Origin of the sequence: Alistipes sp. CAG:29 (genome assembly GCF_000435435.1) — a bacterium.
In the GTDB taxonomy this organism is placed as follows: Bacteria; Bacteroidota; Bacteroidia; order Bacteroidales; family Rikenellaceae; genus Alistipes; species Alistipes onderdonkii.
The window spans coordinates 1-11,917 of record NZ_FR893445.1; the positions used below are offsets into that span (position 1 = coordinate 1).

An 11,917-nucleotide genomic window follows, 5' to 3' on the forward strand; every position below is an offset into this window, starting at 1 on the left:
CTTCGTCCCAATTTTAACGGGACACTAATGGCATTTCTAAATATTACTTATGTCGCGCGGCACACTCATGCGACGATGATGCTGACTTTAGGCGCAGATTTATATACGGTCAGTAAATTGCTTGGGCATAAGAATATTGCGACCACTCAAATTTACGCCAAAATCGTCGATAAGAAGAAAGAGGAGGCGATCGGGCTGATTCCAAATCTGACAGATTAAACTTGTATATGTAACGTGCGGATATGGATTCGCACGTTTTTTCATCCGTTTTTGTATCTTTATAGACGGATTAAATCATAAAGACTATGGACGGCTTGGAACTTAAAACGAAATTCGATGGGTTGCAGGAACTTTTCAATCGCTGTATCAATCATGCTTTTCGGGTGCTGACGGATCGTATAACGGCGAAATCCGCCTACCTCGACTGCGAGCAGATGCGGGAGTTGGAAAAGCTGGAATACATCCGTACTGCCGACGAGCTGGCGCAGTTGTATCTGCGTTATTCCGTACTGTCCAACATCCGGAATTTCTACTCCGATCCTGCGTTCCTCTGGAACAGCACTCTCTTCGAGGAGTTGAACTCCGGTGAAAAGAAAAAATACCTTGCGTTTTCGGTCGTGTCATTCGACTACTCCCGCTATGAGCAGGCTAATACGGTTTACGATGCAGAGTTGCCCTATTTCTCTGCGGTTGTGAAAGCCGTCGTTTTGGAGCGTTATGCCGCTTACCTGCAAGACCGGAAATCGAAAGTAGCCGCGCAAAAGGAGCCGAAAGAGGTTGTGATGACCACGAAAGCCGTACTGCCTATCGCGGAAACGGATAATCCGTTCGATTCGACTTTGAACGACGAGCAGATCGCGTTTCTGGTCGAGGGCATCAACGATGTTAAGATGTTCAACGTGCCGCTGACGCCCGATGACCTGACAGCGATCTTTGCGGGCAAGCCCCATGCAATCGTGCGGTCGAATAACAACCGCCTTGTCGCTTTCTTTTTTGCCGGATTGAGCGACCGGGGTTTGATAACCCCGAACTGGCAATCCGTGATCGCCAACTACAAACTCTTTCTCTCCAAAGACCGAAGCCGTGATAAATACATCAATCAAAGTGATTTATCAACTGCAACCAACTATATCCGCGATATAGGTGCAGAGGGAAAATACGCAACCATCGAAAGGTATCTCAAGCAAGTGAAAAAACTTTGAGAATAGGTTGATCCCTCAAAGATAGGTTAATCCGCTATCAAGTTTCGCAGCCCTACATTTGCCCCCGTAACTGTTACAAGCACACGGAGGGTCGACACTCCATTTGTTTAATTTTAATCTTCTGAATATATGGAGAAAAGTATTGAAATGCGGGTTGCGGAACTCGAAAATCTGGTTTTACATTCCAAAAACGTACTCAGCTTCGAGGAGGCGAGCCGTTTTCTGAATCTTTCTAAAAGCTACCTGTATAAACTGACATCGGGCAACCTGATCCCTCACTATAAGCCGCAGGGGAAGATGCTCTATTTCGAGAAAACGGAATTGGAGGCATGGTTGCGTCAGAATCCCATAAGGACACAGGCGCAGACGGAGGCGGAAGCGCAGAAATATGTTCTCGCACGTCCTGCGAGGAAGTAACGATGGAAGCGCAGCACAAAGTTCTGGCGGAACCGACCGGTTCATGGCGCGATGCCCGGTTGCTTGTGACGGACGTATTCGAGGCTCCGCCCGTGATCCTGCGCGTGGGCGATTCGATTGTGGGGACGCTGGGTAATTTCAGCGCATCGACCGGAAAGGCGAAGAGCAAAAAGACGTTCAACGTTTGCGCGATCGTGGCGGCAGCTATGACGGGCAGCACGGTGTTGAACTATTCGGCCTCTTTGCCGCCGGAGAAGCGGCGCATCCTCTACGTCGATACGGAGCAGAGCCGCTTCCATTGCAAACGGGTGTTGTGCCGGATTCTGCGGCTGGCGGGATTGCCCGCCGATACGCATCCGCCGCTGTTGGAGTTCTTGTGCCTGCGTGGTTATGCAACCAAAGATCGGCTGAAGAAGATCGAGGAGGCTATCTATGAAATCGACGACCTCGGACTGGTCGTGATCGACGGCATCCGCGATCTGGTGCACGACATCAACAGCCCCGGCGAATCGACCGACCTTATTACGAAGCTGATGCAATGGACGGACGAGCGTAAAATCCATATCCATACCGTCCTGCACCTGAATAAGAGCGACGACAATACGCGCGGGCATCTGGGAACGGAGTTGAACAACAAAGCCGAAACCGTGCTGCAAATCACCAAAGACGATTTCGACCGGGATACAAGTTCCGTCACGGCCATGCACATCCGGGATCGGGACTTTGAGCCGTTCGCTTTTCGGATCAACGCCGATGCGTTGCCGGAATTGGTCGAGGACTACCAACCCCGACCGGCGACAGCAACCAAGAGTTTCGATTATGCCGAAGTAAGCGAGGCCAAGCACCGCGAGGCGTTGCAACTTCTGTTTTCCGAAGCTGACCGGGTTTCTTATTCATCGCTTATTGGGAAGCTCCAAAACAGCTATGCCGCCATCGGCCATTCGTTCGGTATCAACAAGGCGAAGCAACTGAAAGTCTTTCTGGAGAACAAGCGGATGATCCTCAAAGAGGAGAAATTCTACCGCTATAATCCCGATTTCCACTATTGACCCTTTCGGGCGGTTTAGTCCGGGACGGGGGTATATATTATTAAACCATTCTAAACCGGTACGGCGGGTTAAACCCCGAACCGTACTGATTAAATCGAGTGAAAAGAAAAAGATTATGGACGCAAAAACAATCAATAAGTTTCCGATAAGGAAATACCTTGCCGGACGGGGCATCCATCCGGCAAAAGACAGAGGTTATTACGGGTTGTATCACTCTCCGTTGCGGGAGGATCGCAATCCGAGTATGAAAGTGGATTATGACAAAAATCTGTGGATCGACTATGGTGCAGGCGAGGGCGGGACACTGATCGACCTCGTGATGCGCATGGAACGGTGCGATGTAGGGACGGCCATGCGGCTGTTGGAGCAACAGATCGGTGGCGCAACTACTTTCTCTTTTCAAGGGGATTGTCCGGCATTACCGGAACGTATACCCTCGATTATTGTCGAAGACGTGCTGCCGCTGGAAATTCCAGCGTTGCTCTCTTATCTCATGGGGCGAGGTATCGACCTCGATACGGTGCGGTTGCATTGCTCGGAGTTGCATTATCGTGTGGCGGATAAGCCCTATTTCGCCGTCGGATTCCGCAACGATACTGGAGGATGGGAACTGCGCAACCGCTATTTCAAGGGCTGTACGTCGAAGGCTCCGTCGACCCGAAACGGCGGTTATCCGACATGCCTCGTATTCGAGGGTTTTGTAGACTTCTTGTCGTACCTGACGCTCAAACGCGCCCCGAATCCTCCGCACAATATTGTCGTGCTGAACTCCGTGACGAACCTCTCGAAAGCCGCGCCATTCATCGCCTCGCACGAGCAGGTCTATGCCTACCTCGACAACGACGATGCTGGGCGTAAGGCGACCGCCGGACTGAAACCGGTTTGCCGGAATCTGTCCGACCAATCCGTTCACTATCGTCCGCATAACGATCTGAACGATTACCTGCGAAGTCGCTGGCCCGTGAAAGAACACAAACGGTCGCGCGGTCGCAAGTTATAACGTCGCCCGGATTGTCGCCGGCACAGTCACCCACAGATCGGCCGCTCCGCGCCTGCGGCTTTTCCTCACGAAAAAGCCATAACCTATTAGGGCTTTTTCCGAGCCGCATCACTTCGTGCTGCTGAAAAAGCCCCAATAGGCCAAAGGGGACTCCCCTTTGGAAACCCCTTGCGACCGTTCCGGCCGCCGACCGCGTGTGCGGTCGAAGATCCGACGACCACAATTATCAACCGTTAAAACTACCGCAGAATATGGGATATGCTGTATTGCATTTGGATAAAGCACCGGGCAATGAAGTAAGGATGACCGCGCATATCGAGCGGACGCAGATGCCTTCGAATGCCATACCGTCGCTTACCTACCGGAACGAAGAACTGGTCGAATTTCCGGAGGGCGTGGCCGACCGCACGGAAGCGATCAACTACCGCCTCGACCATGCGGGTTTGACCCGCAAGATCGGAACGAACCAAGTCCGCGCCATCCGCATCATGCTGACCGGATCGCACGACGATATGAAACGGATTGCCGCCGAAGGACGGATCAAGGAGTGGTGCGCCGATAATCTCGATTGGCTCCGAAAAACCTACGGCGAAGATAATGTCGTGTCAGCCGTATTGCATCTGGACGAATCGACCCCGCATATTCATGCATCCGTCGTGCCGATTGTGACGGGTGAGCGGCGCAAAGTCCGTGAAAAGAAAACCGACGAGCCGGGCAAACGAAAATACCGCAAGAAATCAACTGCGCGACCTCGCCTGTGCGTCGACGACCTGATGACACGCGTCAAGCTCAAGGGGTATCAGGATAGCTATGCCAAAGCAATGGCGAAATACGGATTGCAACGCGGTATCGACGGTTCGGAAGCCCGGCATGTCACCACCCAAGAGTTCTACCGCAACGCCATCGCCCAACAACAGGGGTTGCAGGACAATATCGGTGAATTGCTCCGTATCGAGGCGGAGAAACGGGAAACCATTGAACGTGCTTCCAAACAAGAGCAGGTAACCCGCGATGTACTGACCAAAACCGAAGCCGAGTTAAAAGCGGTGAAAGGAGAACTGAAAACCGAGCGACTGAAGAACTCTGCCGCCGAGGTCGGCACGACCATCATCGACGGTATCGGAGCAATGATAGGCACGTCGAAAGTCAAGCGGCAGGAGCAAGAAATCGACCGACTGCAACACGAGGTAGCCGCACGGGACGAGAGCATCGAATCCCTGCAAAAGAAGATAACGACCATGCAGAGCGATCACAGTCGAGAATTGACGACTATGCAGGCACGGCATGCGACAGAATTGACAAACAAGGAAAAACAACATGAAAAAGAATTGTCCGTCCTGCAAACGATTGTCTGCAAAGCGTTGACATGGTTTCCTCATTTCCGCGAAATGTTGCGTATGGATGACTTATGCCGCAAGGTTGGATTCAGTGAGGAAAAGATTGAAATTCTTATCGGCGGCAAGCAACTCGAATACAGCGGGGAACTTTATTCTGGTGAGCACAGACGAAAATTTGCAGCGGAACGGGTTGTAGCGCAGATTACGCCTGATTCTACAGACAATCAAAAACTACAACTTAAGATAGACCGAATCCCTATTGCCGACTGGTTCAAAGGACGATTCGATAAGCTGCAACACTTCGTCCGACATGAGCAGCAAACAAGGCGTTCCAAAGGTTTTAAACTATAAATTATATCAAGTCCCGATAAACTCAGTTATCGGAACTTAATCGTTATTTCCGATCTTTGCCGATTGCTTTATCTATGGTCTTTTTTAGCTTGTCCAAACTGTAATCGTCATTATCGTCCAACATAAACCGTCCTTTAACCATTTCCAAGTTTTCATCTACGATTATCAATATATCGCTGATCTGTTGGACGCCAAGACCGTTTGCGCACCGGAATCTATGGTATATGTTCCATCCGCAGAACTGATGCTCAATCACCGCTTTTGCAGAATCTCGGATTTCGTTTATTTTAGTCTTGACCTCTTCGTCTAATTCTTTGAGCTGGTTGGCGTAATCATCCATTTCTTCTTTCGCTTGGCGATATTGTTCTCTGGAATAGGCATCTCTTGAATCACTCCAAATGGCTGCCGATGATTTGGCATGCTTGTATTGCCATTGGAGTCCTTCTTTTTTCTCGTCTGCATTTAATTCGATCAAATCGTGAGCGGCTCTGACTACATCAAAATCCGTATAAACAGAGGTGTATGCACTATCTACCTGTGTTTCGATAGGCTCATAGCTATCCACATTATAGAGAATTTTAATCATTTCCGATTTGGCAATCTCTGCGGCCTTTTCTTCCTTTGTTTGTGTACAACTAAACAAAAGAGGGGAAATAATTAAGACAAAGTAAATCTGTTTCATTGTCATAGTTTGCTTTATTTATGTTATCTGTAATAATAATTGATGTGAACTTTCTCATGTCCGTCTTTTTCATAAGTATATACGTCATTAATGACAACCTCACCACGACGATACAGTTCGTATATTTCAGGGAAATTTGTTTTTATTAATTCAATTCGTTCACTATAATCTCGAATATGAGTTTTCTTTATTACGCTGCAAGAGGAGAAGATAGTAATGACTGAAAATAAAAGAATTAATCTTTTCATAACAATTTTTGTATTAGTCATCCTTCAGCTTCCACAAGGATATATTAATAACACGAAGCGTGGAACTGCAATGCCACGTCTTAACTTGAAGGTCGTAGGAAACCCGTAGATGCAGATGTAGTGATAGCAGCCCACGCTAACGCGTGAGAACCACTATGCCACCCTTGCATCTAACTGAAAATTTCCTACGTTTTCAAGTTACAAGATGAGCATAACGCTTCTTTTTCAATATGTCTGGAACGAGCGACCTCTATCCGATTACAAATGTAGCTAAATATTCTTGAATTTTGAGAAATATGTGAGTTTGTGTCGTTTTTTTATGGATACTTGATTCAAAATCATTAATTTTGATACCAGTACTTTGGTGTTTGCATAAAATATTAAGTAGATCATTCGATAAAACATTTGGATATGGCAGGCATAGGTAGAATATTAGATTGCAATCAATTGGTTGGAGAAAGAACGACCAGTCAGATTTTGGAGACGTGGAAAGATGGAATATTCTTAAAAAAAGAAGATATAACCAGAAACAGTAAAGGATTGCGGTCGCCTCAAATCGGTGCTATCTATGCAACACTATCACATTGGGAGATCTCGGCAGATCCAGCGACCGTTGTGATGCCTACTGGAACAGGTAAAACTGAGGTTATGTTATCGTTGTTAATAGCTGCGTCTTGTTACAAGACAATGATTGTCGTTCCTACGGATGCATTACGTACACAAATATCCAATAAAGTGGCATCGTTGGGACTGCTTGGCGACCCTCAATTCGGCTTAATCAAAGAAACCGTCTTGAAACCAATTGTTGGAGTAATGTCACATCGTCCATGTTCTGCAGAAGAAGCCATTGCTTTTATGGAGCAGTGCAATGTTGTGGTTACGACAATTAGCATCATTGGTAGTTTATCTAAACCTATACAAGTGGCAATCGCAAACCAATGTTCTCATTTGTTTGTGGATGAAGCACATCACACCCCAGCAAGATCATGGTCGGTTGTAAAAAATTCTTTTAAAAACACCAAGGTTCTCCAGTTTACTGCAACGCCATTTCGAAATGACGACAAACCTATAGGAGGTAAAATAATATTCAATTATCCTTTACGAAAAGCGCAAGATGAAGGATATTTCAAGCCAATAAATTATATTCCGATTATTGAGTGGAATTCCAAGCAATCCGATCAAATAATAGCAAACAAAGCTATCGAACAATTAAGATTGGATATCGAAAATGGATATGACCATGTCCTCATGGCAAGAGTGAATAGTATTGCAAGAGCCGAGATTATTCAAAAAATCTATGCTGATTCGTTCCCGGAATATAATCCATTGTCTATACACTCAAAATTATCTACAAGGTCTATATCGGAGATAAAGGAAAAAATAATAACTGGAGAATGTAAGATCATTGTATGCGTTGATATGTTTGGGGAAGGCTTCGATATGCCGAAACTGAAAATTGCAGCTTTCCATGATATCAAAAAAAGTTTGCCCACAACTTTGCAATTAATTGGACGATTTACAAGAACAAGTATGGATGATTCTTTAGGATGTGCCTCAATAATTGTGAATATAGCAGATATTGATGCACAAAAAGAAATCGAGCACCTATATGCATCCGATGCTGATTGGAATCGGTTATTACCTTATTTAAGCGAAGGAAGAATTGATAATCAAATTTCATTGCGAGAATTTATACAAGGATTTGAGAAGTTTCCGGAAGAATTACCAATCCAAAACCTTTTACCCGCTTTGAGTGCTGTCATCTATAAGATTAATGAACAAGAATGGCATCCTGAAAGATATGCCAAAGGGCTAACAGCTATAGAGCAATATGAAAAAATTTATTACGACACCAATCAGCAGGGAAACACAATTGTAATAGTTGCAGGTAAAAAAGATAAGGTTGCTTTCGGAAAAATTGAAGACTTATTCGAAATGCACTGGACTCTCTATATCATATATCGTAATGTCCGACAAAAGTTATTATTTATTAATTGCTCGGATAATGGTTCTCTTTTCGAAGATTTAGCCAAAGCGGTTACAGACGAAACAGCAAATATAGTGGATGCAACGAGTATATTTAGATGTCTGGGGTATATTAATCGTATAAAAGTAACCAATGTAGGCTTAAAAGACGCATTAAATACCCTCCGAAGTTTTACAATGTATGCAGGTTCAGATATTGAAAAGGCATTAACTGAAGCTCAACAGAAAAATAAAATAAAGTCGAACATCTTTGTTACTGGCTATGAAAATGGCGAGGAAACATCGGTTGGATGTTCATATAGAGGACGAGTGTGGTCTCGAAGAATAAACAATATAAATGAATTTACGAAATGGTGTGATTCAATCGGTGCGAAAATTTTAAATTCATCTATCAATGATGAAATGGTTATGCAACATGCAACGAAATATGTCTCTGTCGATGCCATACCGAACAAACGTGCAATTTCTATTGAATGGCCAGAAAATATAATCGGTGAATTTGAAAAAAATATCTATATAGGAACAAATGAAAAAAATATGAAACCTTTGATTTGTATAGATATTTTACTTTCAGAAAATCAGGCAAATGGAGCTTTAAATTTTATCGTTAGAAGCGATGCCTTTGAATCCCATTATACCTATAAAGTTATAGATGGAAATGTATCAATAGATAATGTTTCAACACCTCTTTGCATTAACATAGGGCGTAGTACCTTATCATTATCTGAATTCCTATGTAAAGACCGCTATTTCCCTACTGTCCGGTTTGTTGATGGAACTACTTTACAAGGCCAATATATGGCCGAATATAGAAATGAGGATGTATTATTTGATCGAGAAAAAATTCAAGTTTGGGATTGGGTAGGTGTAAATATTAAAAATGAATCACAAGGTAATGAGAAAGATAATACGAGTATTCAATATTGTGTGATAAAGAAACTTAAAGAACAAAATTTCGACATAATATTCGATGATGACAATGCAGGGGAAATAGCGGATGTTATCGCGATCAAAGTTGATGATGTTAATAAAAAAGTCAAAGTGGAATTGTTCCATTTGAAATTTTCTCAAGAAGATCGTCCCGGGGCTCGAATCAACGATTTATATGCTGTTAATGGGCAAGCACAAAAATGTGTAAGCTGGCTTCATACCAAACCAGAGCATATTCTCGGACGAATGTTAAAACGAGGAGCTTCAGGACCTAAAAACAGATATGAATTAGGAACACAAGAACAACTTTCAATAATTAGAGAGAAAGTAAAAAGTTTGTATGAAGTTGAATATATAGTTAATATAGTTCAGCCCGGATTATCGAAAGCCGCGGCTTCAATAGAACAATTAAAATTACTTAGTCTTACCGAAGTGTTTTTATGGGAAACAAGAATGATTGAGTTGGGGGTTATCGCAAGTGCATAAAATTTTCGAGTATTGAAATTATTTGGTCAGCTTATATGATTGATGTTAATGATTTTAAACAAGAGGTCGAGTGTATCTATAAAGACGAAAAATACTCCGTTCGGGATAATGGAGCTATTTTCCGGCATCCTCGTGATGGCAAGCGACCTCGTAAATATGATAACTTTTGGACTTTCGGTAAGGCCAATGATAAACATGGATACATGGAGATTGCGTCCGTTCGTGTTCATATTATCGTTGCTACGGCCTTTCATGGCACGAAACCGACGAAAGAATATGTCGTCGATCATATAGACACGAATCGCCGCAATAATCGCCCGAATAATCTTCGATGGGTTACTCGACTGGAGAACGCACTCGAAAACCCGATTACCCGGAAACGTATCATAATGCGGTGCGGTAGTATCGAAGCGTTTTTGGCCAATCCGTCTCTGTTGCGAGAAAACGATGTTACCCCCGATTTCAGTTGGATGAGAACCGTTACGGATGCCGAAGCTCAAGTCAGCAAAGAGCGATTATTGGCATGGGCCGAAAGCGACAAGCAAGCATCCGGAGGTGCTTTGGGCGAATGGGTATATGGTCGGCAACCGATTTCACAAAATGACGGTCGGTTGTCGAGTGCAGACGAAATAGATAAGCTGCAATCCGATTCTCTAAATGGTTGGGGGCAAATTCAAACTCTTGCAAATGAACGTCCCGTTGAGCAGGAACATAGAAAGCGGAATATTATGCTATCGTTAACACCCGGAGCAGCCCAAGAAATCTATTTTTATAATGATAAGCCCAATGAATACCCATGTACCCCGCAGGAATACAACGGTGATCCTTTAACTGCTTATGCAGCCAATCTGACCGAAAACGCTGTATTTTGGCGTAATAACAATGGAGATCGGGAGTATGTGGTTGCCAAGTATGGATTCTCGGAAGATCGAAATTCTCTATTTATAATGACTAAATCCGCATACGTGTGGCGAGATCAAGATGACGGAGACTCGATTGCTGTCCCCATAACAAACCTCAGTAAAGACGAGTTCAGCGAGGATGAATTGAACTATCAGCTCGGAGAGGTTGTGTACGAAGATAATTTATTCGTACATAAAAGGGTAGAAACCGGCTTTATGCCCAAAGAGTATTTGGAGGAGATATTCGACGAGTGTATTGGCAAGAAGAAGAAAAAGATTGACGAGAATTAGAATATTTCGGACGACCAATTTTATCCATATTTTTGTTGCTATTTTGTTACCCGTCGCAAAGTGTGTATCGCTTTACTTGTTAATATACAGATAAATACAAGTGTGAGTAAATAATTTCTGGCAGAACTTCGTGAACTCGTATCAGATTTACCGCCATGACCGGCGGGAAGAGCAGGCGTAACCGGGAAACTCGGGCCGGGAGGATACGTATGGATTTTGTCGGCAGGTATCGCCTGTCGGGTTTTGCCGCACGCCCGGCTGCGGGCGCGGCTATTTCCGGAAGATGAAGTAGACCGCCAGTATCAGGCAGAGGAAACCTGCGAGGTGGTTCCAGCGCAGGGAGTCCGACTTCATGAAAACCAGCGCGAACAGCGTGAAGACCGAGAGCGAGACCACTTCCTGGATGACTTTCAGCTCCCAGATCGAGAACGGCCCGCCGAACTGCGACGACCCGATGCGGTTGGCCGGAACCTGGAAGCAGTATTCGAACAGGGCGATGCCCCAGCTGAGCAGTACGATAGCCAGCATGCCGAAGCGTTCGAGCTTGGATTTGAATGCGATGTGGCCGTACCAGGCGAGCGTCATGAAGGCGTTCGATATGATGAGCAGGGCGACGGTGGCGATTCCTTTGAACATAGGCCGTAGGGGATTAAAACCGCGCAAAAGTATCAATTTTTTCCGTATGATATGCGCGCCCCGCAAAAAAAAGCCATCCGCGACGTTTTTTTATCGGGATGGCGGTAGGGTATCGGGTGTACGGTGCGTTTGGGTAAGGCCTGCGGCAGGTAGCGTCCGTATGCCTTGCGATCGGCGATGCTGCCGATCCGCCGCGGCCCGATCGTTGCCGGGCTGGGGTGGCGCGGAACCCGTCGATGACGACTGCCGGGCGCCGGGGCGGAGGAGCCGCGGAAATTGCGGACGGCCTGTCCGGCTTCTGTGCCCGGGTTATTTCAGCAAAGCGTCGAGGTCGGTGATGTCGCGGAAATCGTCGATGACCCTGTCCGCATCGGTCTGCGCCAGCGCTGCGCGGTCGAGC

At 45.5% G+C, this 11,917-nt stretch carries 11 protein-coding genes; 8 read left to right on the plus strand and 3 right to left on the minus strand.

Annotation, left to right across the window (positions count from 1 at the left end):
• From QVP03_RS04815 to mobV, 6 genes are all read left to right on the plus strand, one after another.
• Positions 1–219 (plus strand): tyrosine-type recombinase/integrase (locus QVP03_RS04815; protein ID WP_288210646.1); only part of this gene is annotated, 219 nt, incomplete at its 5' end.
• 86 nt (positions 220–305) lie between these two features.
• Positions 306–1,202, plus strand: a complete 897-nt coding sequence (locus QVP03_RS04820) for a hypothetical protein (protein WP_022332437.1) — start codon at positions 306–308, stop codon at positions 1,200–1,202.
• Positions 1,203–1,331: 129 nt separating this feature from the next.
• Complete coding sequence (locus QVP03_RS04825) at positions 1,332–1,619, plus strand: helix-turn-helix domain-containing protein (RefSeq protein ID WP_026318657.1); 288 nt, start codon at positions 1,332–1,334, stop codon at positions 1,617–1,619.
• A gap of 2 nt (positions 1,620–1,621) precedes the next feature.
• On the plus strand, positions 1,622–2,668 hold the full coding sequence (locus tag QVP03_RS04830) for an AAA family ATPase (RefSeq protein WP_022332438.1): 1,047 nt from the start codon (positions 1,622–1,624) through the stop codon (positions 2,666–2,668).
• A 115-nt stretch (positions 2,669–2,783) separates the two neighbouring features.
• Entirely contained in the window at positions 2,784–3,668 is an 885-nt protein-coding gene (locus QVP03_RS04835) for a toprim domain-containing protein (protein WP_022332439.1), read from the plus strand.
• Between the two features lie 251 nt (positions 3,669–3,919).
• A complete protein-coding gene (gene mobV, locus QVP03_RS04840) occupies positions 3,920–5,356 on the plus strand; it encodes a MobV family relaxase (protein WP_022332440.1) in 1,437 nt (478 codons plus the stop codon).
• Positions 5,357–5,399: 43 nt separating this feature from the next.
• On the opposite strand, the gene QVP03_RS04845 is transcribed toward mobV, so the two are convergent.
• Together QVP03_RS04845 and QVP03_RS04850 are read right to left on the minus strand one after the other, a co-directional pair.
• The gene (locus tag QVP03_RS04845) at positions 5,400–6,044 is read right to left on the minus strand and encodes a hypothetical protein (protein ID WP_022332441.1); all 645 of its coding nucleotides are present in this window, start codon (positions 6,042–6,044) and stop codon (positions 5,400–5,402) included.
• Between the two features lie 17 nt (positions 6,045–6,061).
• On the minus strand, positions 6,062–6,286 hold the full coding sequence (locus QVP03_RS04850; RefSeq protein ID WP_256166090.1) for a hypothetical protein: 225 nt from the start codon (positions 6,284–6,286) through the stop codon (positions 6,062–6,064).
• A gap of 411 nt (positions 6,287–6,697) precedes the next feature.
• Between QVP03_RS04850 and QVP03_RS04855 the strand changes: the two genes are divergently transcribed.
• Together QVP03_RS04855 and QVP03_RS04860 are read left to right on the plus strand one after the other, a co-directional pair.
• Positions 6,698–9,688 carry a DEAD/DEAH box helicase gene (locus QVP03_RS04855; RefSeq protein ID WP_022332443.1) on the plus strand — a complete coding sequence of 997 codons (2,991 nt, stop codon included), beginning with the start codon at positions 6,698–6,700 and terminating at the stop codon, positions 9,686–9,688.
• Between the two features lie 35 nt (positions 9,689–9,723).
• Positions 9,724–10,881, plus strand: coding sequence for an HNH endonuclease (locus QVP03_RS04860; protein ID WP_022332444.1), 1,158 nt, complete (start codon positions 9,724–9,726; stop codon positions 10,879–10,881).
• Between the two features lie 270 nt (positions 10,882–11,151).
• On the opposite strand, the gene QVP03_RS04865 is transcribed toward QVP03_RS04860, so the two are convergent.
• Positions 11,152–11,517 carry a DMT family protein gene (locus QVP03_RS04865; protein ID WP_022332445.1) on the minus strand — a complete coding sequence of 122 codons (366 nt, stop codon included), beginning with the start codon at positions 11,515–11,517 and terminating at the stop codon, positions 11,152–11,154.
• Between the last annotated feature and the right edge of the window lie 400 nt (positions 11,518–11,917).

What these genes read in the sequence shown, in the direction of transcription:
- QVP03_RS04820 (WP_022332437.1), top strand. Translation starts at nt 306, where the DNA reads ATGGACGGCTTGGAACTTAAAACGAAATTCGATGGGTTGCAGGAACTT.
- QVP03_RS04825 (WP_026318657.1), top strand. Translation starts at nt 1,332, where the DNA reads ATGGAGAAAAGTATTGAAATGCGGGTTGCGGAACTCGAAAATCTGGTT.
- QVP03_RS04830 (WP_022332438.1), top strand. Translation starts at nt 1,622, where the DNA reads ATGGAAGCGCAGCACAAAGTTCTGGCGGAACCGACCGGTTCATGGCGC.
- QVP03_RS04835 (WP_022332439.1), top strand. Translation starts at nt 2,784, where the DNA reads ATGGACGCAAAAACAATCAATAAGTTTCCGATAAGGAAATACCTTGCC.
- mobV (WP_022332440.1), top strand. Translation starts at nt 3,920, where the DNA reads ATGGGATATGCTGTATTGCATTTGGATAAAGCACCGGGCAATGAAGTA.
- QVP03_RS04845 (WP_022332441.1), bottom strand. Translation starts at nt 6,044, where the DNA reads ATGACAATGAAACAGATTTACTTTGTCTTAATTATTTCCCCTCTTTTG.
- QVP03_RS04850 (WP_256166090.1), bottom strand. Translation starts at nt 6,286, where the DNA reads ATGAAAAGATTAATTCTTTTATTTTCAGTCATTACTATCTTCTCCTCT.
- QVP03_RS04855 (WP_022332443.1), top strand. Translation starts at nt 6,698, where the DNA reads ATGGCAGGCATAGGTAGAATATTAGATTGCAATCAATTGGTTGGAGAA.
- QVP03_RS04860 (WP_022332444.1), top strand. Translation starts at nt 9,724, where the DNA reads ATGATTGATGTTAATGATTTTAAACAAGAGGTCGAGTGTATCTATAAA.
- QVP03_RS04865 (WP_022332445.1), bottom strand. Translation starts at nt 11,517, where the DNA reads ATGTTCAAAGGAATCGCCACCGTCGCCCTGCTCATCATATCGAACGCC.